Here is a 23293-nt window from a genome sequence, read left to right on the forward strand (position 1 = left end):
CGTCGCCGGGCGGGCGGGGTGGTGCGGCGTCCTGGGGCGCCGCACCTGTGGGGGCTGTCAGGTCACCGGTGCCTTCGCGCGCAGGATCGTCAGGAATTCGCGCATCCAGGCCGAGTGGTCCGGCCAGGCGCGGGCGGAGACCAGGGTGCCGTCGACCACCGCCTCGGCGTCCTGGAAGACGGCGCCGGCCGACTGCATGTCGAGCTCCAGCGCCGGGTACGCCGTGACGTGGCGGCCGCGGAGGGCGTCGGCGGCCGCGGTGAGCAGGGGGCCGTGGCAGATCTGGGCCACCGGCTTGTCGGCGTCGAAGAACGACTTGAGGATCTTGCGGAGTTCGGGGTCGTTGCGGAGGTACTCGGGGGCGCGGCCGCCGGGGATGACGACGGCGGCGTACTGGCCGGGGTCGACCTCGGAGAAGGCGAGGTCGGCGGGCCAGGTGTAGCCGGGCTTCTCGGTGTAGGTGTCGAAGCCGGGTTCGAAGTCGTGGACGACGAACTGGAGCTTCTTGCGGGTGGGGGCGGCGATGTGGACCTCGTAGCCTTCCTCGCGCAGGCGCTGGTAGGGGTAGAGGACTTCCAGGGATTCGGCTGCGTCGCCGGTGACGATGAGGATTTTCGCGGTCATGGTGGGCGGCTCCTCTCAGGAGGGCGCTGTCCTGGGCAACGTGCCTGATGGGGGCGGGCTTGCCAAGGGCCGGCGCTCTTAGCGTCCCGCGGCGGGGAGTCAACGTCGACTTTTCTCGCCCCCGCCGCCCCTACCCATCCCATCCCCAGGGGCTCCGCCCCTTCAACCCCACCAGGGGCTCCGCCCCTGCACCCCAGCGGGGACTGCGTCCCCTGCACCCCAGCGGGGACTGCGTCCCCTGCACCCCTCCTGGGGCTCCGCCCCTGTGCCGCGGGTGAGTCCCGGCCCCTTCGCCCAGCGTGGGGCTGTGCCCCTTCGCCCTGCCAGGGGCTCGGGCCCCTGCACCTCCGCCGGGGACTGCGTCCCCTGCACCCCGCCTGGGGACTCCGCCCCTCCGCCCGGCTAGGGGCTCGGCCCCCTGCACCCCCGCTGGGGACTGCGTCCCCGTGCCGCACCAGGGGGCTCCGCCCCTTGCGCCCACCTGCGGCTCCGCCCCTTCGCCACGCTGGGGAACTACATCCCCTGCCCCCTGCGGGCCCTCGCGGGGCACCCGCCTCACTCGGCCCCGGCGAAGGGCACGTTGCCCCGCCCACCCCAGGCCAGTGCACCTCACCCTGCATCGCCCCCGGTGCGTCTCGTCACGCCCCCACCCCACCCCAACAGTCCCCGCGCCCATCACCCCGCCCAGCCCACCCATCCCCGCGCCCATCACCCCACCCCACCCCGACCAGCCTCCGCGCCCATCCCCCCGCCCCCCCGGAGGGCCCTGCACGTCACCCCCGCCCCCACCCTGTGCAGAACGTCAAAGTTGTGGCCCTTGTTTTGTACACATACGGCTCATGACGTGGGGGTCGGGAGGGGCGATAGCCTGGTTGCGTGATCAGCGCGATAGTTCGCGGGGGTTTTGTGGCCCCTGCTCTGCGCCCGGTGTGTGCGGATTGTTTCCGTGGCCGGGCGGTGGGCGCTGGTCGGCGCGGGCGGGACGGGGGCGCAAGGAGCCCCTGGACGTCGTATTCGCCCCGGATGTCGGTGGCACGGAGAGCAGTGTCACATCCCGGGATTGTGTCGAACATGGCCGATAACCCCCCGCTCATCTCGCCTTGCGGCATAGCGTCGGAGCAGCCCGGAGACCTCGGGCCGTGGCGGCGAGCCGCAGGGGAAGAGACCGTACTTCCTTCTACGTCACGCAACGGCGCGCGACAGGAGCCAGAGGACAATGCAGACCAAGCTGGACGAAGCCAAGGCCGAGCTGCTCGAGAGGGCGGCGCGGGTCGCTGAGAACAGCCCGGTCGGGGGGCACCTACCGACTGGGACGACGGGTGAGGGCGCGCCGGGCACCCCGGATCATGCCGCCCTCCTCGCGTTCCTGCAGCGTTACTACCTGCACACCGCCCCGGAGGACCTGAGCGACCGGGACCCGGTCGACGTCTTCGGTGCCGCACTCTCGCACTACCGGCTGGCCGAGAACCGGCCACAGGGGACGGCCAACGTCAGGGCCCTCACCCCGACCGTCGAAGGCAACGGGTGGACGTGCAGCCACTCCGTCGTCGAGGTCGTCACCGATGACATGCCGTTTCTCGTCGACTCCGTCACCAACGAGCTGTCTCGGCAGGGGCGGGGGATCCATCTCGTCATCCATCCGCAGATCGTGGTGCGGCGTGATGTGACCGGGCGGTTGATCGAGGTCCTCGGCGCGCCGCCCGCCACCGCCGCCACCGACACCGGCAACGCCGTCGGCGATCTTCCGCATGACGCGCACATCGAGTCCTGGATCCATGTCGAGATCGACCGGGAGACCGACCGCGCCGATCTGAAGCAGATCACCGCCGACCTGCTGCGCGTGCTGTCCGACGTGCGGGAGGCCGTCGAGGACTGGGAGAAGATGCGGGAGACCGCGCTGCGGGTCGCCGACGAGCTCCCGAAGGAGCCCGTCCCCGGTGATCTGGCGCGGCCCGACGTCGACGAGGCCCGTGAGTTGCTGCGCTGGCTGGCCGCCGACCACTTCACGTTCCTCGGCTACCGCGAGTACCAGTTGCGCGGCGACGACTCCCTTGCCGCCGTTCCCGGCACCGGGCTCGGCATTCTGCGCGCCGACCCGCATCACACCGAGACCGACAGCCACCCCGTCAGCCCGTCCTTCGAGCGGCTGCCCGCCGACGCCCGGGCCAAGGCGCGCGAGCACAAGCTGCTGGTGCTGACCAAGGCCAACAGCCGGGCCACCGTGCACCGGCCGTCCTACCTCGACTACGTCGGGGTGAAGAAGTTCGACGCCGACGGCAATGTGGTCGGTGAGCGGCGGTTCCTCGGGCTGTTCTCGTCCGCCGCCTATACCGAGTCCGTGGGGCGGGTTCCCGTGGTGCGGCGCAAGGTGCAGGCCGTGCTGACGGGCGCCGGGTTCTCGCCGAACAGTCACGACGGGCGCGACCTGATCCAGATCATGGAGACGTACCCGCGCGACGAGCTGTTCCAGACGCCGGTGGATGAGCTGCGGGCCATCGTCACCAGCGTGCTGTATCTGCAGGAGCGGCGGCGGCTGCGGCTCTACCTGCGGCAGGACGAGTACGGGCGCTACTACTCGGCGCTGGTCTACCTGCCGCGCGACCGCTACACCACCGGTGTGCGGCTGCGGATCATCGACATCCTCAAGGAGGAGCTGGGCGGCACCAGCGTCGACTTCACCGCCTGGAACACCGAGTCCATCCTGTCCCGGCTGCACTTCGTCGTGCGCGTCCCGCAGGGCACCGAGCTGCCGGAGCTGTCCGACGCCGACAAGGATCACATCGAGGCGCGGCTCGTCGAGGCCGCCCGCTCCTGGGCGGACGCCTTCGGCGAGGCGCTGAACGCCGAGTGCGGCGAGGAGCGGGCCGCGGAGCTGCTCCGGCGCTTCAGCAACGCCTTCCCCGAGGGCTACAAGGCCGACCACTCCCCGCGCGCCGCGGTCGCCGACCTGGTCCACCTGGAGCGGCTCACCGGCGAGCAGAGCTTCTCGCTGAGCCTGTACGAGCCGGTGGGCGCCGCGCCCGACGAGCGCCGTTTCAAGATCTACCGCAAGGGTGACGCGATCTCCCTGTCGGCGGTGCTGCCGGTGCTGAACCGGCTCGGCGTCGAGGTGATCGACGAGCGGCCGTACGAGCTGCGCTGCACGGACCGCAGCAACGCCTGGATCTACGACTTCGGGCTGCGGATCCCCAAGTCGCTGGCCGGTCCCGGCGGCGACTTCCTCGGGGACGACGGGCGCGAGCGGTTCCAGGAGGCGTTCTCGGCGACCTGGACGGGCAAGGCGGAGAACGACGGGTTCAACGCGCTGGTGCTGGGCGCCGGGCTGAACTGGCGGCAGGCGATGGTGCTGCGCGCGTACGCGAAGTACCTGCGCCAGGCCGGGTCCACGTTCAGCCAGGACTACATGGAGGACACCCTCCGTACCAATGTCCACACCACCCGGCTGCTGGTGTCGCTGTTCGAGGCGCGGATGTCGCCCGACCGGCAGCGCGCCGGGCTGGAGATCGTCGACGCGTTGCTGGAGGAGCTGGACGCGGCGCTCGACCAGGTGGCCTCGCTCGACGAGGACCGGATCCTGCGGTCCTTCCTCACCGTCATCAAGGCGACCCTGCGCACGAACTTCTTCCAGCGGCGCGCGGACGGCGCTCCGCACGACTACGTGTCGATGAAGTTCGATCCGCAGGCCATCCCCGACCTGCCGGCGCCCCGGCCCGCGTTCGAGATCTGGGTGTACTCGCCGCAGGTGGAGGGCGTGCACCTGCGGTTCGGGAAGGTCGCGCGCGGTGGTCTGCGCTGGTCGGACCGGCGGGAGGACTTCCGTACCGAGGTGCTCGGCCTGGTCAAGGCGCAGATGGTGAAGAACACCGTGATCGTGCCGGTCGGCGCGAAGGGCGGCTTCGTCGCCAAGCAGTTGCCCGACCCGGGCGTGGACCGGGACGCGTGGCTGGCCGAGGGCATCTCCAGCTACAAGACGTTCATCTCGGCGCTCCTCGACATCACCGACAACATGGTCGGCGGGGAGGTCGTGCCGCCGTCCGACGTCGTGCGGCACGACGAGGACGACACCTACCTGGTGGTCGCCGCCGACAAGGGCACGGCGACGTTCTCCGACATCGCCAACGAGGTCGCGCAGTCGTACGACTTCTGGCTCGGGGACGCGTTCGCCTCCGGCGGTTCGGCCGGCTACGACCACAAGGGCATGGGCATCACCGCCCGCGGCGCGTGGGAGTCCGTGAAGCGGCACTTCCGGGAGCGGGGCGTGGACACGCAGGCCGAGGACTTCACGGTTGTCGGCATCGGCGACATGTCCGGTGACGTGTTCGGCAACGGCATGCTGCTGTCCGAGCACATCCGCCTGGTCGCCGCCTTCGACCACCGGCACATCTTCATCGACCCGACGCCGGACGCGGCGACCTCGTACGCCGAGCGCCGCCGCCTGTTCGAGCTGCCCCGCTCCAGTTGGGCCGACTACGACACCAAGCTGCTGTCGGCGGGCGGCGGGATCTTCCCGCGGACGGCGAAGGCGATCCCGGTCGGCGCGCACGTCCGGGAGGCGCTGGGCATCGAGGCGGGCGTCAACAAGCTGACGCCGGCCGACCTGATGAAGGCGATCCTGCGGGCGCCGGTGGACCTGCTGTGGAACGGCGGCATCGGCACGTACGTCAAGTCCGGTACGGAGTCGAACGCCGACGTCGGCGACAAGGCCAACGACCCGATCCGGGTGGACGGCGCCGACCTGCGGGTCAAGGTCGTCGGCGAGGGCGGCAACCTGGGGCTGACGCAGCTCGGGCGGATCGAGTTCGCCCGCAGCGGCGGCGGCATCAACACGGACGCCATCGACAACAGCGCGGGCGTGGACACCTCCGACCACGAGGTGAACATCAAGATCCTGCTGAACGGGCTGGTCGCCGAGGGCGACATGACCGTCAAGCAGCGCAACAAGGTCCTCGCGGAGATGACCGACGAGGTCGGCGCGCTCGTCCTGCGCAACAACTACGCGCAGAACACGGCGATCGCCAACGCCCTCTTCCAGTCCAAGGACATGCTCCACGCCCAGCAGCGCTTCATGCGCCACCTGGTCAGGGAGAAGCACCTGGACCGGGCCCTGGAGTTCCTGCCCACCGACCGGCAGATCCGTGAGCGGCTCGGCGCCGGCCAGGGCCTGTCCAGCCCGGAGACGGCCGTCCTGCTGGCCTACACGAAGATCACGGTGGCGGACGAGCTGCTGCACACCTCGCTGCCCGACGACGACTACCTGCGCGGGCTGCTGCACGCCTACTTCCCGACGGCGCTGCGCGAGCGGTTCCCCGAGGGCATCGACAGCCACCCGCTGCGCCGTGAGATCACCACGACCGTCCTGGTCAACGACACGGTCAACACGGGCGGTACGACGTATCTGCACCGGCTGCGGGAGGAGACCGGCGCCTCGCTGGAGGAGATCGTGCGGGCCCAGACCGCGGCCCGGGCGATCTTCCGCGCGGCCCCGGTGTGGGACGCGGTGGAGGCCCTCGACAACCGGGTCGAGGCCGCCGTGCAGACCCGGATCCGGCTGCACTCGCGGCGGCTCGTCGAGCGCGGCACGCGCTGGCTGCTCAACAACCGGCCGCAGCCGTTGCAGCTCGCGGAGACCGTCGAGTTCTTCGCCGAGCGCGTCGAGCAGGTGTGGTCGCAGCTCACGAAGCTGATGCGGGGCGCGGATCTGGAGTGGTGGCAGAAGATCTACGAGGAGCTGACCGAGGCGGGCGTCCCGGACGAGCTGGCGACCCGGGTGGCCGGGTTCTCGGCGGCGTTCCCGGCGCTGGACATCGTCTCGGTGGCCGACCGGATGGGCCGCGACCCGCTGGACGTCGCCGAGGTGTACTACGACCTCGCCGACCGGCTGCGCATCACCCGGCTGATGGACCGCATCATCGAGCTGCCGCGCGCCGACCGCTGGCAGTCCATGGCCCGCGCCTCCATCCGCGAGGACCTGTACGCGGCCCACGCGGCGGTCGCCGCGGACGTCCTGGCCGTCGGCAACGGCACCTCGACGCCCGAGCAGCGGTTCAAGGCGTGGGAGGAGAAGAACGCGGCGATCCTGGGCCGGGCGCGCACCACGCTGGAGGAGATCCAGAGCTCGGAGACGTTCGACCTGGCCAACCTGTCGGTCGCGATGCGCACGATGCGGACGCTGCTGCGGACGCATTCGTAGTCATGTACGACGAGAAGGGTGCCCCCCGATGGTTCGGGGGGCACCCTTCTCGTCGTACCCGGGAGATCGGGGCCGTCGGCTACTTCTTCTTGCCGGAGGTGAACTCCTCGTAGGCCTGGAGGACCTCTTCGGTGGGGCCGTCCATGCGCAGTTCGCCGCGCTCCAGCCACAGCACGCGGTCGCAGGTGTCGCGGATCGCGGCGTTGCTGTGGCTGACCAGGAAGACGGTTCCGGCGTGCTGGCGCATCTCCTGGATGCGGGCCGCCGAACGCGCCTGGAACCGCGCGTCACCGGTGGACAGCGCCTCGTCGATGAGGAGCACGTCGTGGTCCTTGGCGGCGGCGATGGAGAAGCGCAGCCGGGAGCCCATGCCGGAGGAGTAGGTGCGCATGGGCAGGGAGATGAAGTCGCCCTTCTCGTTGATGCCGGAGAAGTCGACGATCTCCTGGTAGCGCTCCTTGATCTGCTCGGGCGTCATGCCCATGGCCAGGCCGCCGAGGTAGACGTTGCGCTCGCCGGTCAGGTCGCCCATCAGGGCCGCGTTGACGCCGAGGAGGGAGGGCTGGCCGTCGGTGTAGATCTTGCCGTTCTCCACCGGCTGGAGGCCCGCGATGCCCTTGAGCAGGGTGGACTTGCCGGAGCCGTTGGTGCCGATCAGGCCGACCGCCTCGCCCTTGTAGGCGACGAAGGAGACCTTCTTGACGGCGTGCACGATGCGCATGCCCGAGGCCTTCGCGGCCTGCTTGGGGCGCATGATGCGGTTGAGGGCGGCGGTGGCGCTGCCCCGGCCGCTGCCGGTGCCGTTGATCCGGTAGACGATGTCGACGCTGTCCACGATGACGGTGGGGGCCCGCTCGTCGACGGGTTCGGCGGGCGCGGTGGGCGTCTTGGTCTCGGTGTTGTCAGCCACGGCCGTACGTCTCCTCAGCCTTCCAGAAGTAGATGAAGCCGCCGACGCCGGCGAGCAGCGCCCAGCCGGTCGCGACCAGCCACACGTGCGGCGGGAGCTGGCTGGCGTGGAAGCTGTCGATCAGCGCGAAGCGCATCAGGTCGATGTACACCGCGGCGGGGTTGGCCCGCAGCAGGTCCGCCAGCCAGGATGGCATGCCGTGGTGCTTGCTGATGAGGTTGTCGATGCTCCACATGACGCCCGAGATGTACATCCAGGTGCGCAGGATGAACGGCATCAACTGGGCGATGTCCGGGGTGTTCGCGCCGAGCCGGGCCAGGATCATCGAGACGCCCGCGTTGAACACGAACTGCAGGGCCAGCGCGGGGAAGACCAGGAGCCAGGACAGGGCCGGCGGCACGCCCACCGCGAACAGGATGATCAGCAGGGCGCCCATCGAGAACAGGAGCTGCTGGAGCTGCTGGAGGCAGAACGAGATCGGCAGCGCGGCCCGGGGGAAGTGCAGGGCCCGCACCAGGCCGATGCTGCCGCCGATGGCCCGGGTGCCCGTCATGATCGAGCTCTGCGTGAACGTCCAGACGAACACGCCTGTGACCAGGAAGGGGATGAAGTCCGCCACGCCCTTCTTGGTCTCCAGCAGGACACCGAAGATGAAGTAGTACACCGCCGCGTTGAGCAGCGGGGTCATCACCTGCCAGACCTGGCCCAGCTTCGCCGCGCTGTACTGGGCGGTGAGCTTGGCGGTGGCGAACGCGGTGATGAAGTGGCGGCGCGCCCAGAGCTGGCGGATGTACTCCGGCAGGGGAGGACGGGCGCCGCTGACCGTGAGGCCGTACTGCGCGGCCAGGGCAGCGAGATCGCCGTGGCCGTCGGCCGGTGTCCTGGGCGGTGTGTGGAGGACCTGACTCACATCCGCTGCTTTCACTCGGGGGGAGGGGGGTGCGGGCGCCGTTTCCCTAAGCAGCCCGACGCGTTCTTACTCTGCTCTTAACGTTCTCTTACTACGTCGGGACGGGACCGTATCGTCGCAACGTGAGAGTAGGCCGAGTTGACGTCGGAACGCAACCGTATCGTCGTAACGCCCTATGCTGGTCGGCATGACGACGAACGCGACGAACGCCGAAGGACCCCAGGTGCGGGCGCGCCGCCGGGCGCCGGCGGGTGCGGCCGTGCTGCGCGAGGACGTGACGGAGGCCATCCGGGCGGCCGTGTTCGAGGAGCTCGCGACCGTCGGCTACGCCCGGATGTCCATCGAGGGCATCGCCCGCCGTGCCGGGGTGGGCAAGACGGCCGTGTACCGGCGCTGGCGTTCCAAGCTGCACCTGGTCCTCGACATCGTCTCGGCGATCGCCGTGCAGGGCCTGCCGGCCCCGGAGACGGGCAGCCTGGAGGGCGACCTGCGCATGCTCTACGAGGTGACCTCACGGGCCCTACGACACCCCGTGGCCTCGCAGATCATCCCGGACCTCCAGGCCGAGGCGGCCCGCAACCCCGACATCGCCGAGGCCCTCCAGAAGGCACTGAAGGAGGGGCAGGAGGGCGTAGCCCTGAAGATCGTGGCAGCGGCCCAACAGCGCGGCGAGATCCGCGCGACCGTCAACGAGGAACTGGCCCTCGACCTCATCTCGGGCCCCCTCTACTGGCGCTCGGTGGTCATCCGCAGCCCGAAACTACCCAAGGGCTACCTGGCCGCACTGGCCCGGGCTACGGCGGAGGCGATCAAGACGCTGTAGCTGTCGCGGGGGGTAGAGCCCCCCCAGAACGCGGGGGACCCGGCCGCCGGGCCGTGGGTCAGGGCGTGGGCCAGGGTTGTGAGTTCCGGCAGGCGCAGGACGCGGTGGTCGGCGGAGCCCGGTAGCGGGACGTGCAGGGCGGCCGTCCAGCGGCGCGGGATGTCGTCGATGCCGTACACCGCCCCGGCGAGGCCGCCCGTCACGGCCGCGACGGTGTCCGTGTCGCCGCCGAGGTCGACGGCCGCGCGGACCGCGTCCTCGAAGCAGGACGTCGTGCGCAGCGCCCAGACGGCGGAGCCGAGGCAGGGCCACACCGCGCCGTTGAACTCCGTCGCCAGGTCGGGGTGCCAGTCCGGGGCGAGGACGGTCGCGTAGCGCTCGCGGTGGTCGGCGTGCACCTCGGCGAGGGTCTCCGGGAGCGCGGCCAGCGGGTCGGCGCCGGTGAGGGCGATGCGCACCAGCTCGTGGAAGACGGCCGTGCCCTCCCAGGCGGCGCGGTCCCCGTGGGTGAGGGCGGCGAGCCGGCGGGCCGCGTCCATGGTGGCGTCGCGGCCGTGCGGCGCGAAGTACACGGCGGAGGTGGCCGCCCGCATCAACGCGCCGTTGCCCGCCGCCCGTTGACTGCGCTGGAAGTGCCGGGCGGCGGCGGTGTCCCAGGGGTCGCCGCTGGTCAGGACGGCCTCGGTCTGCAACCCGATGTCCTTGGGGTCGGCGGCGGCCCAGCGCTGGAACCGCCGGAAGACGTCCGCCGGTTCCAGTCCGCCGCACTCCAGCAGGGACTCCCCGACGAAGACGGCCATCTGCGTGTCGTCGGTCGCCTCCCCCGGGTCCCAGCCGCCGCCCCCGCACATCTCGCCGCCCTGCCCGGCGGACGGGAAGCGCGCGGAGAACGCCCCCTCCGGCCCGAACTCGAAGGGCGCGCCCAACGCGTCCCCCACGGCGGAGCCGACGACACAGCCGAGGGCGTGTGAGTACTGCTTTTGGCACATTGCGTGAATATTAGATGCCTGATGTGCCGTCAATGGCCGGGCCGGGTGGGCGTGCGTCGCACAATCGGCGGCGTGGTGTGTGTACGCGCAGCCGTCCCCGTCGCCGTCCCTGTTGCCGTTCCCGCGGCCGTCATGCTCGCCGTCGGGCTGTGGGGGATCGACCGTGGCGGTATATGGCGTGACGAGGCCGTCACCTATCAGGTCGCGGGGCGGACGGTGCCGCAGATCTGGCGGCTGCTGCACGGGGTGGACGCGGTGCACGGGCTGTACTACCTCCTCATGCACGTCGTGCTGGCCCTCCATCCGGGCGAGGTCGTCCTGCGTCTGCCGTCCGTCTGTGCGGCCACCGTCACCGCGGGGCTGGTCGCCGCGCTCGGTGTGCGGCTGGCCGGTCGCCGGGTCGGGCTGTGGGCGGGTCTGCTGTACGCGGTGACCCCGCTCGCCGGTCACTACGCCCAGGAGGGCCGTTCGTACGCGCTGGTCGCGGCCGGGGCTGCGGGGGCGACGCTGCTGCTGGTGCGGGCGGTCGAGGAGCGGCGGCTGTGGTGGCGGTACGGCGGTGTCGTCGCCGTGACCTGCCTGCTGCACGAGCTGGCGGTGTTCATGCTGTGCGCCCACGCGGTCACCCTCGCGCTGCTGCGGGTGCCGAGGGGCGTGTGGTGGCGGTGGGGGCGTGCGGCCGGGGCGGCGGTCGTGGTGCTGCTGCCGTTGGTGCTGGTCTCCCACGGGCAGTCGCGGCAGGTGGAGTGGTTGCCGGTGCCGGACCGGGGGAGCGCGGAGAGGTTGCTGCGGAGCTTCGCGGTGGGCCCGGAGGGGGTGGTGTTCTGGGGGTGCGTGATGCTGATGGTGGCGGGGCTGTGGGCCGGGCGGACGGCGGCCGTCATGGCACCGCTGATGGTGGTCCCGCCGACCTTGCTGATACTGCTTTCGCAGGTCAGGCCCCTGTATCACGAACGCTACGTGCTGTACGCCCTGGCGGGGGCGCCGCTGCTGATCGCGGCCGGGGCCGACCGGTTGGCCCGCCTCGCGCGGCGGGCCGGCCGACCGCGCTCATGGACGATCACCCCGGCGGGCGTCCTGCTCATCGCCGTCGTCTTCGTCGACCTGCTCCCGCTGCACCGCCAGTACCGCACCCTCGCCCACCGCCCCGACAACCTCGCCGCCATCTCCGCGCTGGCCACGCGCGAGGTCCGCCCCGGCGACCCGGTGCTGTTCCTGCCGTCCCTCGGCCGCCGCGCCGCGCTCGCTTACCCGAAGGGGTTCCAGGGGGCGCGGGACCTGGCGCTGAAGGTGCCCGGCGCCCAGTCCGGCACGCTGTACGGCCGCGAGGTCGGCCCCCGTGAGCTGCGGCGCAGACTGGCCGGGGTGAGCCGACTGTGGATCGTCGCCGAGCCGTACACCCTGCGCTCACACTGGCTCCCGGGCGACCCGACCGAACGCGCCAAACTCCTCACCGTCGAGGAACGCTTCACCCCGCGCCGAGAGTACGACCGCCCCGACATCGCCCTCCGCCTCTACACCCGCCGCCCACCGGCCGGGCCCTCGGCCGCCGGCACCCGGGCCACCGGATCTCCGACCGCCGGCACCCGGCAGCCGCTTCCCTGACTGCCGACGCTCAGGCCTCCCTGGCCTCCCTGGCCTCCCGGCCACAGCGCCCTGCCCCCCACTCAACCTCACCCCGGCTACCGCCCCCTACGTCTCCTCCGTCGCCGCCATGTCCAGCGCCGCCGTGAGTTCGTCCAGGCGTTCTCGCAAAGCGCCGATCTCGGTGGGGTCGAAGCCGGTGGCGGTGAGGATTCTGCGGGGGACCTCCTGGGCTCGGGCGCGTAGGGACGTGCCCTTCTCGGTCAGGCGGATCTCCACCGAGCGTTCGTCGCGGGCGCTGCGCTCGCGGCGTACCAGACCGGCCGTCTCCAGGCGTTTGAGGAGGGGGGAGAGCGTGCCGGAGTCCAGGCGCAGGTGTTCGCCGAGCTTCTTGACGGGCAGCGGGCCCTCCTCCCAGAGGACCAGCAGCACCAGGTACTGCGGATAGGTGACCCCGAGGTCCTTGAGGATCACGCGGTAGACGCCGTTGAAGGCGCGCGACGCGGCGTGCAGGGAGAAGCAGATCTGGGTGTCCAGCCGGAGCCAGTTCTCCGTTGCGTTCTCCGTTGCGTTCTCTGTGGCGTCCTCTGTGGCGGTTTCCACGGGATTCTCCGGGCCGACAGGTGGCGGCGGGGCGGTCATGTCGGTCATGTCTCCAGAGTAGCTCGTACCCGCAACTTAGTTGTGCCCAATTGAATTGTGTGCTCTACTTATCTCCGTCAGGCGGCCGGACCGGGCCGCCGGAACGTGATTCTGAGAGGGATGGTTTTCCATGGACGCGCTCTACACCGCTGTCGCCACCGCCACGCACGGCCGCGAGGGCCGCGCCGTCTCCTCCGACGGCAAGATCGACCTCGCGCTGGGCATGCCCGCGGAGCTCGGCGGCAACGGGCAGGGCACCAACCCGGAGCAGTTGTTCGCCGCCGGTTACGCCGCCTGTTTCGGCAGCGCCCTGGGCCTCGTCGGCCGCGCCGCGAAGGTGGACGTCAGCGACGCCGCGGTGACCGCCGAGGTCGGCATAGGCAAGCAGGGCGAGGGCTTCGGTCTCAAGGTCACGCTGCGCGTGGAGCTGCCCGACGGCGTGGACGAGGCGGCCGGCCGCAAGCTCGTCGAGCAGGCCCACCAGGTCTGCCCCTACTCCAACGCCACCCGCGGCAACATCGAGGTCGACCTCGTCATCGAGTAGTCCCTCCAGCCCCCCTGGTTCCTGTAGTTCCTGTAGTTCCTGTAGTTCCTGAGCGCGGCATCCGGCGGGACGTGTGGTCAGTGTCCCGCCGTTCGCTTTGCCCGCCAGGCCCGCAGCCACAGCGCGGGCACGCCCAGCAGCACCAGCCAGAAGTGCCCAGGCATCCCCAGAGGCAGCCGCTCGGGGGTGAGTCCCGCACCGGGGTCCCCGGCCGTCAGGGCGAGCGCGTCGACGTACGGCCGGACGTACGCCGCCGTCGACGGCACCGCGGCCGTCAGCGCCCACCGGCCCAGTACGGCCGCCCGCCGGTCCCGTTCCCACCCGGTGACCAGCGCCACCGCCCCGACCGCCGCCGCGGCGAACGTCACCGGGTGCAGCAGCAGGATCAGCGCGTACAGCGCCCCCAGCCACCCGTACCCCCAGGAGCTGCGCAGGCCGCTCGGACCGACGTACCGCACCGGGCAGCGCACCGCCCCCGCGCGGGTGGCCGTCCCCGCCCAGGCCCAGCAGGTCAGCCCGACGGCCAGTGTCGACGGATGGCCGAGGTCGCCGTTGGACCAGGACGGGTCGCCGCCCCACAGCAGCGCCAGGGTGAGCAGGACCAGCACGGCGGCCCGGCGACGGTCCGTCAGGACGCGCGTGAAGCGGCCGATCCCGGTCAGCAGCACCAGCAGATTGACCGGGCCGGTCAGCGCCGCGCGGCACAGCGGGTCGCGCCAGTACGCGAGGGACATCGCCAGCCAGACCAGGGCCCCGAAGAACTGGTACGGCGTCGGATGCCGAAAGAGACGGACAGTGGGGAGCATTCCACGCATTTTGCCCCCCGTGGTGTCCTGTCAGCGGTACTCCGGCAGGCGCGCCGAACGGTCGACGGCCGCCGGGATCCGGACGACCGCACCCTCACCGTCACCCACACCCGCACCGTCACCCGCACTCTTACCGTCACCCGCGCCCGTGCCGTTGACGACCCCGCCGCCACCATTCGTGTCAGGCGCCTCGCCCAGCAGGATCTGCCGGACGACCCGCTCCGCCGCCCGCCCGTCGTCGTACTCGCAGAACCGCTCCCGGAACGCCGACCGCAGCCGGGCCGACTCGGCGTCGCGCCACGCGCCGGAGGCGAACACCTGCGCCAGTTCCTCGTCGGAGCGTGTGACGTGGCCCGGCGGTTCGGCGGTGATGTCGAAGTAGGCGCCCCGGGCCGCCCGGTAGGCCGCCCAGTCGTCGGCGTGGATCACGATCGGCCGGTCCAGGTTCGCGTAGTCGAACATCAGCGCCGCATAGTCGGTGATCAGGGCGTCGGCGGCCAGCAGGACGTCCTCGACGTGCGGCTCGTCCGTGACGTCGGTCAGCACGCCCCGCCGGTGCAGGTCGCGCAGCAGCAGTGCCCGTTCGTGATGGCGGGCCAGGCTGGGGTGCAGGCGCACCAGCAGCCGGTGCCCGCCGCCGAGCGCCGCCGCCAGCGCCTCCAGGTCGACCCGCCCGACATGGCGGCCCTTGCGGTAGTCGCGCGGCGTCGGCGCGTACAGCACGACCGTCTCGGCCGGACCGACCCCCAGCCGCTCCCGGACCTGAGCCGTCCGAGCCGCCCGCGCGTCCCCGCCCCGCACCAGGACGTCGTTGCGCGGGCTGCCGCTGCGCAGCGACGTGAAGTGACAGGGGTAGGCCCGCTGCCAGATCTCCTCCGAGTACCGGTTCGCGACCAGGCTGACGTCCCACCGGTCGCTGCGCCGCAGCATGCCCCGGACGTTGGTGCCGTGCCGCGCGCCCGGCCGGTCCAGCAGGTCCAGGGCCATGTACTTCAGCGGTGTGCCCCGGTGTGTCTGGACGTGCCGGGAACCGGGGCGTTTCACCAGGTCACCGGCCCAGTTGCAGTCGTTGATCCAGTGCCCGGCGCGGGCCATCACCCGGTAGTAGCGCCAGGATCCCGTGGTCACGTACTCCGTGCCCGGCGGAACCAGCCCCACCGCGTCGGGCCGCACCACCCACACGCCCCGCACCTGCGGCGCGAGTTCGGCGGCCCGGGCGTGGATGGCGTACGGGTCGCCGTTCACGGCGCGGCTGTGCCCGGCGGAGTACACGGCGAGCCCAGGGTCCAGGGGCCGCCGCAACTGGAACCGGTACCAGCCCCGCTTCAGTCGCCGGGCGATCAGGTCGCGCGTCCTGCGCGTCCTGCGCGCGGCGGTCCGGCCCGCGCCGCGCAGCGCGCCGAGGCCCAGGTGGGCGGAGTAGGGGGCGAAGGACAGCAGCCGGATCTCCGTACGGCGCGACTCCGGCGGCGGGGCGAAGCCGGCCGGGACGTGGGCGCGGTAGAAGGCCCGGATCCGCCGGTGGAACTCCCGTCGGTCGCCCCGCAGCACGCGCTCCGGGCGGGCCACGGTGAACAGCATGTGGTCCAGGGCCCGTTCGAACAGCAGCGGCCGGGCCCAGTCCAGGGCGGGCCGCTCGGCGAGGAACGCGAAGAGGCCCTCGTACTGGTCGAAGATGTCGAAGTGCTTGCGGCCGGGGGTGCGGGTGATCGCGCCCTGCCGCCGCTGCCGGTACTCGACGCCCACCCGGTCCAGACAGGCGATCCGCTCCGCCGTGACCATCGTCTGGTACGTGACGGGGGCGTCCTCGTACAGCCCCGGCCGGTACTGGAAGCCGTGCCCGACGAAGAAGTCCCGGCGGTAGGCCTTGTTCCAGGCGACCAGGAACAGCCCCAGGTACTCGGGGTGCGTGCGCAGGTCGAAGGTGTCGGTGCCGGCCTGTTCGAAGAGGTGCGCGGCGTCGCTGCGGCCCGCGCGGCCCCACCAGTGGGTGCGGACGTGGTCGAAGACCAGGATGTCGGGGTCGCCGGTCACCTCCAGCCGGTCGGCGACCGCCCGCAGCAGGCCGGGCGTGTAGCGGTCGTCGCTGTCGAGGAACAGGACGTAGTCGCCGGTGGCGTGCGGCAGACCGGCGTTGCGGGCGCGGCCCAGGCCCACGTTCTCCGGCAGGTGGACGGCCCGCAGCCGGGGGTCGCGGGCCGCGTACTCGTCGAGGATCGCTCCGCAGCCGTCGGGTGAGCAGTCGTCGACGGCGATCACCTCGACGTCGTCGAAGGACTGGCCGAGCACGGAGTCCAGGCACTCGCGAAGGAACCCCTGGACCTTGAAGACAGGGACGATGACGCTGAAGCGGGGCACGAAGGTCAGCTCCTCGAAGAGGTCACGGCGGCGGGCGCGGGCGTCCGCCGGGCGAGCGGGACGGCGGGCTCGATCTGCTCGGCCGGTTCCCCGAGCAGCACCCGGCGTACGACGCGCTCGGCGGCCCGCCCGTCGTCGAACTCGCAGAACCGGGCCCGGAACCGGGCCCGCAGTCCGGCCGCCTCGGCCCCGGCCCAGCGGCCGGAGCGGAAGACGGCGGCCAGTTCGTCGGCGGTGCGGGCGACCGGGCCGGGCGCCGAGCCCAGGAAGTCGAAGGTGACCCCGCGCGTCTCGCGGTACACGTCCCAGTCGTCGGCGTACACGACGATCGGCCGGTCGAGGTTGGCGTAGTCGAAGACGATCGACGAGTAGTCGGTGATCAGGGCGTCCGCCGCCAGACACACGTCCTCCGACGAGCGGTGCCCGGTGACGTCGATGATCCGCTCGTCGCGCGGGCGGTCGCGGGCGTCGTCGTAGAAGTAGTGGGCGCGCAGCAGGATCACGAAGTCGTCCCCGAGGGCCTCGCACAGCGCCTCGACGTCGAGCTGCGCGTGGAAGCCGCTCTGGTGGTCGCGGTGCGTCGGCGCGTACAGCAGCGCCGTGCGGCCCGCCGGGATCCCGAGCCGCTCGCGGACCCGGCGCACGTCGTCCGCCGTCGCCGTGTAGTAGACGTCGTTGCGCGGATAGCCGTACTCGAGCATCTCGTACGAGGCCGGGAAGGACCGCTCCCACACCTCGGTGGAGAGCCGGTTGGAGCTGAGGTTGAAGTCCCAGCGGTCGACTCGGCCCAGCAGCCGGTCGAAGCTTCCGGTGGCGGCGGCGACCACCGGGTACTCGGCCTGCTCGACGCCCATCTTCTTCAGCGGCGTGCCGTGCTGCGTCGACAGGTGGACGCTGCCGGGGCGTTTGACGACCGCGCCCTCGAAGTTGGCGTTGTTCACCAGGTACTTGGCGCGGGCCAGCACCTGCCAGTAGCGGCGGCTGCCGATCACCGCGTGGTCGATGCCCGCGGGCAGCGCGTGCACCTGGTCGGACTCGACGAGGAACACCGACCTGATGTGCGGGGCGAGTTCGGCGGCCTTGGCGTGGATCGCGGCCGGGTTGCAGGCGTAACCGCGGCCCCAGTAGGCGCAGAACACCGCGAGGTCGGGGTCGATACGGCGGCGCAGTTGACGCCGGTAGTACAGGCGGGTGCGCAGGCCTCGCGCGCGCGGGACGCGCCGGCCGGCCGCCGACGCCCTGCGGTTGGCGTCGCGCAGCGTCCGGAACGCGGTGTACGCGCCGGCCGCCAGCAGCCGGTGCTGCACCCCGAGACTCCCGCCCGGTCTGCGGAAACCGTCCGGCCGGTGCCGCCGGTACAGCCGGCCCGCGCGCCGGAAGAAGGCCCGGCGGCGACGCCCGGACAGCCGGGCCGGATGCGCGGCGGTCTTCAGGACGGCCGCGAAGAGCTGCTCGAACAGCGGCCCCGACCGGTCTTCGGACAGCGCGACCTCACCCGCCCGGGTCAGCACCTCGTCGGCGCGGTCCAGCAGCTCCATGTGATGCTCGCCCGGCAGGTTCAGCGGATCGCCCTGCCGCCGCAGCAGATGCCGTACGACGACCGACCGCAAGGTCGCGACCCGCTCCGCGTACACCGTGACCAGACCGCCGAACCCGACGTCCGTGAAGTTGCCGTCGGGGAAGGCGAGTTGGTGCTCGGCGAGGAAGGAGCGCCGGTAGGCGGTGCCCCACACCGGCAGGTGCACCCCGGTCACCTGCGGGGCCTCGAACGGGGAGAACGCGCCCTGCGGGGTCTTCGCCAGCAGCGGGGCCGCCGGGTTGGCCGGCGCGCCCTCCCACCAGGGCACGCGCTCGTGCTCGGTGTACAGGACGTCCACGTCGCCGGTCTCGGTCAGCCGCGCGTCCAGCGCCGTCAGCGCGCCAGGGGCGAGGGTGTCGTCGCCGTCGAGGAACAGCACGTACCCGCCGCTCGCCGCCCGCAGCCCCGCGTTGCGCGCCCCGGCGAGACCCGCCGCGGGCGGCGACTGCGCGGGCCGCACCCGGGAGTCGCGCAGCGCGTACCGGTCGGCGACGGCGCCGGCCACGGCGTCGGGCGCGTCGCCGACCGGGATCAGCTCGAAGTCGGCGAAGGACTGGGCGAGGACGGAGTCCAGCGCCAGGGACAGCCGGCCCTCCCCCAGTCTCGTGGCCACTCGACCGGGGGGACCCCCGTCCCCATGGGACGCGACGATGATGCTGAAGCGGGGCATGCTGCTCTTTCTCCGTCTGTGTCTGGTTTCTCTGCCGGAAGGCGAACGGCGGTCAGTGGCTGTCGGTGACGGGGCGGGAGCCGGACGGCCGTGGCACGGTGGCGAGCGGCGGGCGTCCCGACTGCGCCTGCGCCGCCGTCTGCGCCGCCGACGCCGCCGGGCAGCGCTCGGCGAGCGGCACCACGGCGGGCAGGTCGGTCTCGCCCAGGACGACCCGCCGGACGACCCGTTCGGCGGCGCGCCCGTCGTCGTGGGCGCAGAACCGCTCACGGAACGCGGTGCGCAACTGGGTCGAGCGGGAGCCGCGCCAGTGGCCGGTGCCGAAGATGTCGATCAGCTCGTCCTCGCTGCGCGCGACCGCGCCCGGCGGGAACGCCCGCAGGTCGAAGTAGGTGCCGCGGGCCGCCTCGTACGCCTCCCAGTCGTCGGCGTGGATGACGATCGGGCGGTCCAGGTTGGCGTAGTCGAACATCAGGGACGAGTAGTCGGTGACCAGGGCGTCCGAGGCCAGGCAGAGGGCCTCCACGCTGGGGTGGCCGGTGACGTCGATGACGCCGGGCAGTTGCCGGGCCAGCGGGGCGTCCTGCCAGTAGTGGGCGCGGGCCAGGATCACGAAGCGCGGGCCGAGGCGGCGCAGGACGCGCTCCAGGTCGAGGTGGGAGCCCTGCACGCGCCGGTAGTCGCGGTGCGTGGGCGCGTACAGGACGGCGACCGTGTCGCGCGGGATGCCGAGGGTCTCGCGCAGCCGGGCCACGTCCGCCGCCGTCGCCTTCTGGTAGACGTCGTTGCGCGGGTAGCCGTACTCGAGAGTCTCGTAGCGGCCCGGGTAGACGCGCTCCCAGGTGAGGGTGGTGTGGCGGTTGGCGGACAGTACGAAGTCCCACTTGTCGACGCCGTCCAGCAGCCTGCCGAAGTCCATGTCACGGGCGGCGGCCGGGCGTTCCTGGAGGTCGAGGCCCATGTGCTTGAGGGGCGTGCCGTGTTGGGTCTGTACGAAGACCTGGCCGGGCCGCTTCACCAGCCGCCGGTCGAAGTTGACGTTGTTCACGAGGTACTTGGAGCGGGCCAGCGCCGTCCAGTAGGCGGCCGTGCCGGGGCGCACCTGGCGCGGGCCCGGCGGGACGGACGCCTGGTGCTCGGGGCGGGCGATCCACGCGGTGCGCACCTGCGGCGCGAACGTGCGGAACGCCTCTTCCAGCGCGCCCGGGTTGCAGCCGTGCCCACGGCCCCAGTACGCGGCGAACACGGCCCGGTCGGCGCGCAGCGGCAGCCGCAACTGGACGCGGTAGTGCGCCTGGAGGACCGCCGCGCGCAGGGCGCGGGTCAGTTTCGAGGCCGCTTTCTGCGTGCGCCGGCGCACGGTCATGGAGACCTGCAACACGCGGTAGGTGCGGTGCACGCCGAAGTGGACGAGGGTGTGGCGCAGCCGGGAGCGCAGCGGGACGGATGCGCCCGGGACGCGGTAACGGCGGTAGTGGGCGCGGGCCCTGCGCAGGAACTCGGCGCGCGAACCGCGCGGCAGCCGGTCGCGCTTGGTGAAGACCGTCGACAGGTGGTCGACCATGCGGCGGAACAACACCGGCCGCCACTCGGCGAGTTCGGGCCGCTGCTCGACGAACGCGAAGACCCGGTCGTACTGTTCGAAGACGTCGAAGTGGCCCCGGCTGGTGGTCGACAGGATGCTGCCCCGGCGGCGCTGGCGGTAGTGCACGCAGACCCGGTCCAGCGTCGCCAGCGTCTTCGCCGCGAGCAGCGCCGGGTACGTCCACGGCGTGTCCTCGTAGTAGCCGGGCGGGAAGGTCAGGCCCACGCTCTCGACGAACTCCCGCCGGTAGGCCTTGTTCCAGGCCACCATCAGCACCCGCAGCAGCCCCGGCCGGTCCGCCAGCGTGAAGGGCGCCGGGCCCTCCTCGCCGAGCTGGTCGGCGAACTTGTTGCGGACGGCCTCGCCCGACCAGTACGTGCTCGCGTAGTCGTAGACCAGGACGTCCGGCTCGCCCGTGTCCTTCAGCCGGTCGGCGATCGCGCGCAGCGCGTCCGGGGTGAGCGTGTCGTCGGAGTCGAGGAACAGCAGGTAGTCGCCCCGGGCCTGCGCCAGCCCCGCGTTACGGGCCAGCCCCAGACCGACGTTGTGCGGCAGGTGCACGGCGCGCACGCGCGCGTCGCGGGCCGCGAACTCGTCGATGATGTCGCCGCAGGCGTCCGGCGACCGGTCGTCGACGGCGATCAGTTCGAGATCGGCGTACGACTGGGACAGCACCGATTCGAGGCACTCGTGCAGGTACGCCTGAACCTTGTACGCGGGGACGATGACACTGAACCTGGGCAAGGGACATCCATGGGTCGGCGCGGGCGGGGCAGGGCCTTGCCCGGGAACGGCCGAAGGAGTGAATTGGTTACGGTTTCCGAGGCATACGGGGGATTTCGGGTTAACGGAGAGGGGCGAGCCGATGACCCGGCCCGCCCCCTGTTTTCCCGGTTCTCCGGCTGGTCTCCGGCTGTTCTCCGGTGACTTGTCCGGCTACTTGACCGCGCCCGCCATCACGCCGGACACGAACTGCCGCTGGAACGCGAAGAACACGGCCAGCGGGATCACCATCGAGATGAACGCGCCGGGCGCCAGCACGTCGATGTTGTTGCCGAACTGCCGTACCTGGGTCTGGAGGGCGACCGTGATGGGCTGGCTGTCGGCGTTGGTGAACACCAGCGCGACCAGCATGTCGTTCCACACCCACAGGAACTGGAAGATGCCCAGGGACGCGATCGCCGGTCCGCCCAGCGGCATCACGACCCGTGCGAACAGGCGCAGTTCACCGGCCCCGTCGAGGCGGGCGGCCTCCAGCAGTTCGCGGGGGATCTCCGCGAAGAAGTTCCGCAGCAGGAACACCGCGAACGGCAGTCCGAACCCGACGTGGAACAGGATCACGCCCAGGATGTTCCCGAACAGGCCGATCTTGCCGAACAGTTCGGCGATCGGGATCAGCGCCACCTGCACGGGCACCACCAACAGCCCTACGACGCCCAGGAACCACCAGTCCCGGCCCGGGAACTCCATCCACGCGAACGCGTACCCCGCCAGCGAGCCGATGACGACGACCAGGACCGTCGCCGGCACCGTGATCAGCACGGTGTTGACGAGCGAGCTGGTGATGTCGCTGTTCTCCAGCAGCTTCCGGTAGCTGTCGAAGGTGAGTTGGGACGGCTGCGAGAACACCTTCCACCAGCCGCTCGCGCTCATGTCCTCGGGGGAGCGCAGCGAGGAGATCAGCAGCCCGATCGTCGGGACCAGCCAGAACACCCCGACGACGAGCAGGAAGACGCGCACCAGACCGCCGTTGAGCTTCTCCGTCAGCCACTTGGCCGCCGCCGTCATCGCCGCACCTCCCGCCGCAGCCTGCGCACGTTGAACCACATCACCGGGATCACCAGCAGCAGCAGGAACACCGCGATCGCGCTGGCGATGCCGGGCTGGTCCTCGGAGAACCCCTTGCGGTACAGCTCCAGGGCGAGCACGTTCGCGTCGTCCTGCGAGGAGCCAGGGGCGATGATGAACACCAGGTCGAACACCTTCAGCACGTTGATCATCAGGGTGACGGTGACGACCGCGAGGACCGGCGCGAGCAGCGGCACGGTGATCCGCCGGAACACCTGCCACTCGCTCGCGCCGTCCACGCGCGCTGCCTCCAGCAGCTCCCGTGGCACGCCCGCCAGACCGGCCGCGATCAGCACCATCGCGAAGCCCGCCCACATCCAGATGTACGAGCCGATGATGGACGGCGTGACCAGCGCCGGGCCCAGCCAGTCCACGCCGTTGTACGCCTCCTTGAAGTTGCTTGCGGGGAGCCGGAGTCGGGCCCCGTCGGCGCTGGCGGGGAGGGTGAAGGTGCCGTCGGCGGCGGCCTTCGTCGACGCCACCACCTTGCCGTCCTTGACCGCCTCGACGCGCATCCCGGCGTAGCCCAGCTCGGACGGGTCGGGCGCGCCGAGCGTGCCGACGCCCTTGCCGCGCGTGAAGTCCTGCCACGCGGTGCCGGTGATCTTCCCGGGGTCCGCCGGTGCTCGTACGGCCTTCTTCGCGCTGTCCGGCATCTGGTCGGGGGCGACGCCGACCAGCGGGAGGGCGACCGGGGTGCCCGCCCGGACCGGGGCCTTGGTGACGAAGCCGCCCTGGTCGGGGCTCAGCGGCGAGTCGCGGCCCGGGTGGGCCTTCGGGAACGCCGACGCCTCGGCGAACGTGTCGTGCACGCCCACCCACACCGCGTTGGCGACGCCCTTGTCCGGGTCCTGGTCGTAGACCAGCCGGAAGATGATGCCGGCCGCCAGCATCGAGATCGCCATCGGCATGAAGACGACCAGCTTGAACGCGGTGCCCCAGCGCACCCGTTCGGTCAGCACCGCGAAGACCAGCCCGAGCGCGGTCGCGATCGTCGGCGCGAACACCACCCAGATCACGTTGTTCTTCAGCGCGGTGCGGATGCCGGCGTCGGTGAAGAGGGCCTTGTAGTTGTCGACGCCGGCGAAACCGTCGCCGGACTGGTCGTAGAAGCTGCGTATGAGCGAGTACCCGATCGGGTAGACCACGAGCGCGCCGAGCAGCACCAGGGCGGGCAGCAGGAACAGCGCCGCCACGCTCCTGCGCGTGCCGGTCACGGACTGTTTCATCG

15 protein-coding genes are annotated in these 23293 nt (G+C 71.6%); 4 read left to right on the forward strand and 11 right to left on the reverse strand.

All coding sequences use genetic code 11. The features are described from left to right. Positions 1-57: 57 nt before the first annotated feature. The gene (locus BMZ82_RS06190) at positions 58-624 is read right to left on the reverse strand and encodes a DJ-1/PfpI family protein (protein ID WP_093772531.1); all 567 of its coding nucleotides are present in this window, start codon (positions 622-624) and stop codon (positions 58-60) included. Positions 625-1840: 1216 nt separating this feature from the next. On the opposite strand from BMZ82_RS06190, the gene BMZ82_RS06195 reads away from it, so the two are divergent. Continuing rightward, a complete protein-coding gene (locus BMZ82_RS06195) occupies positions 1841-6814 on the forward strand; it encodes an NAD-glutamate dehydrogenase (RefSeq protein WP_093772533.1) in 4974 nt (1657 codons plus the stop codon). A gap of 79 nt (positions 6815-6893) precedes the next feature. On the opposite strand, the gene BMZ82_RS06200 is transcribed toward BMZ82_RS06195, so the two are convergent. Then, on the reverse strand, positions 6894-7724 hold the full coding sequence (locus BMZ82_RS06200; RefSeq protein ID WP_093772535.1) for an ABC transporter ATP-binding protein: 831 nt from the start codon (positions 7722-7724) through the stop codon (positions 6894-6896). Continuing rightward, positions 7717-8634 carry an ABC transporter permease gene (locus BMZ82_RS06205; RefSeq protein ID WP_093772537.1) on the reverse strand — a complete coding sequence of 306 codons (918 nt, stop codon included), beginning with the start codon at positions 8632-8634 and terminating at the stop codon, positions 7717-7719. The genes BMZ82_RS06200 and BMZ82_RS06205 overlap by 8 nt, the downstream gene beginning before the upstream one ends. A gap of 175 nt (positions 8635-8809) precedes the next feature. Between BMZ82_RS06205 and BMZ82_RS06210 the strand changes: the two genes are divergently transcribed. Beyond that, a complete protein-coding gene (locus tag BMZ82_RS06210) occupies positions 8810-9457 on the forward strand; it encodes a TetR/AcrR family transcriptional regulator (RefSeq protein WP_093772539.1) in 648 nt (215 codons plus the stop codon). Here the strand turns inward: BMZ82_RS06210 and BMZ82_RS06215 are convergent. Beyond that, positions 9406-10446 (reverse strand): ADP-ribosylglycohydrolase family protein, encoded by a 1041-nt coding sequence (locus BMZ82_RS06215; protein ID WP_093772541.1) that lies wholly within the window; start codon positions 10444-10446, stop codon positions 9406-9408. The genes BMZ82_RS06210 and BMZ82_RS06215 overlap by 52 nt on opposite strands. A gap of 72 nt (positions 10447-10518) precedes the next feature. Between BMZ82_RS06215 and BMZ82_RS06220 the strand changes: the two genes are divergently transcribed. Continuing rightward, complete coding sequence (locus tag BMZ82_RS06220; protein ID WP_371271158.1) at positions 10519-12051, forward strand: glycosyltransferase family 39 protein; 1533 nt, start codon at positions 10519-10521, stop codon at positions 12049-12051. Between the two features lie 87 nt (positions 12052-12138). On the opposite strand, the gene BMZ82_RS06225 is transcribed toward BMZ82_RS06220, so the two are convergent. Then, positions 12139-12681 carry a MarR family winged helix-turn-helix transcriptional regulator gene (locus tag BMZ82_RS06225; protein ID WP_093772545.1) on the reverse strand — a complete coding sequence of 181 codons (543 nt, stop codon included), beginning with the start codon at positions 12679-12681 and terminating at the stop codon, positions 12139-12141. 121 nt (positions 12682-12802) lie between these two features. On the opposite strand from BMZ82_RS06225, the gene BMZ82_RS06230 reads away from it, so the two are divergent. Continuing rightward, on the forward strand, positions 12803-13216 hold the full coding sequence (locus BMZ82_RS06230) for an organic hydroperoxide resistance protein (RefSeq protein WP_093772547.1): 414 nt from the start codon (positions 12803-12805) through the stop codon (positions 13214-13216). A gap of 77 nt (positions 13217-13293) precedes the next feature. Here BMZ82_RS06230 and BMZ82_RS06235 read toward each other — a convergent pair whose 3' ends face one another. The 6 genes from BMZ82_RS06235 to BMZ82_RS06260 form a co-directional block, all read right to left on the reverse strand. Continuing rightward, on the reverse strand, positions 13294-14022 hold the full coding sequence (locus BMZ82_RS06235) for a hypothetical protein (RefSeq protein ID WP_093772549.1): 729 nt from the start codon (positions 14020-14022) through the stop codon (positions 13294-13296). Between the two features lie 30 nt (positions 14023-14052). Beyond that, positions 14053-16380 (reverse strand): bifunctional glycosyltransferase/CDP-glycerol:glycerophosphate glycerophosphotransferase, encoded by a 2328-nt coding sequence (locus BMZ82_RS06240; protein WP_093772551.1) that lies wholly within the window; start codon positions 16378-16380, stop codon positions 14053-14055. Positions 16381-16385: 5 nt separating this feature from the next. Continuing rightward, positions 16386-18629, reverse strand: a complete 2244-nt coding sequence (locus BMZ82_RS06245) for a bifunctional glycosyltransferase/CDP-glycerol:glycerophosphate glycerophosphotransferase (RefSeq protein WP_093772553.1) — start codon at positions 18627-18629, stop codon at positions 16386-16388. Positions 18630-18681: 52 nt separating this feature from the next. Beyond that, positions 18682-20958 (reverse strand): bifunctional glycosyltransferase/CDP-glycerol:glycerophosphate glycerophosphotransferase, encoded by a 2277-nt coding sequence (locus BMZ82_RS06250; RefSeq protein WP_093772555.1) that lies wholly within the window; start codon positions 20956-20958, stop codon positions 18682-18684. Between the two features lie 192 nt (positions 20959-21150). After that, complete coding sequence (locus tag BMZ82_RS06255) at positions 21151-22002, reverse strand: carbohydrate ABC transporter permease (protein WP_256251791.1); 852 nt, start codon at positions 22000-22002, stop codon at positions 21151-21153. After that, positions 21999-23291, reverse strand: a complete 1293-nt coding sequence (locus BMZ82_RS06260; protein ID WP_177244413.1) for a carbohydrate ABC transporter permease — start codon at positions 23289-23291, stop codon at positions 21999-22001. The genes BMZ82_RS06255 and BMZ82_RS06260 overlap by 4 nt, the downstream gene beginning before the upstream one ends. Positions 23292-23293 lie beyond the last annotated feature (2 nt).

It is taken from the genome of Streptomyces sp. yr375 (assembly GCF_900110755.1).
In the GTDB taxonomy this organism is placed as follows: Bacteria; Actinomycetota; Actinomycetes; order Streptomycetales; family Streptomycetaceae; genus Streptomyces.

Excerpts from the sequence above, each read along its gene's own strand:
- BMZ82_RS06225 (WP_093772545.1), bottom strand. The coding sequence starts at position 12,681 with ATGACCGACATGACCGCCCCGCCGCCACCTGTCGGCCCGGAGAATCCC.
- BMZ82_RS06245 (WP_093772553.1), bottom strand. The coding sequence starts at position 18,629 with ATGCCCCGCTTCAGCATCATCGTCGCGTCCCATGGGGACGGGGGTCCC.
- BMZ82_RS06190 (WP_093772531.1), bottom strand. The coding sequence starts at position 624 with ATGACCGCGAAAATCCTCATCGTCACCGGCGACGCAGCCGAATCCCTG.
- BMZ82_RS06195 (WP_093772533.1), top strand. The coding sequence starts at position 1,841 with ATGCAGACCAAGCTGGACGAAGCCAAGGCCGAGCTGCTCGAGAGGGCG.
- BMZ82_RS06210 (WP_093772539.1), top strand. The coding sequence starts at position 8,810 with ATGCTGGTCGGCATGACGACGAACGCGACGAACGCCGAAGGACCCCAG.
- BMZ82_RS06235 (WP_093772549.1), bottom strand. The coding sequence starts at position 14,022 with ATGCTCCCCACTGTCCGTCTCTTTCGGCATCCGACGCCGTACCAGTTC.
- BMZ82_RS06255 (WP_256251791.1), bottom strand. The coding sequence starts at position 22,002 with ATGACGGCGGCGGCCAAGTGGCTGACGGAGAAGCTCAACGGCGGTCTG.
- BMZ82_RS06230 (WP_093772547.1), top strand. The coding sequence starts at position 12,803 with ATGGACGCGCTCTACACCGCTGTCGCCACCGCCACGCACGGCCGCGAG.
- BMZ82_RS06215 (WP_093772541.1), bottom strand. The coding sequence starts at position 10,446 with ATGTGCCAAAAGCAGTACTCACACGCCCTCGGCTGTGTCGTCGGCTCC.
- BMZ82_RS06260 (WP_177244413.1), bottom strand. The coding sequence starts at position 23,291 with ATGAAACAGTCCGTGACCGGCACGCGCAGGAGCGTGGCGGCGCTGTTC.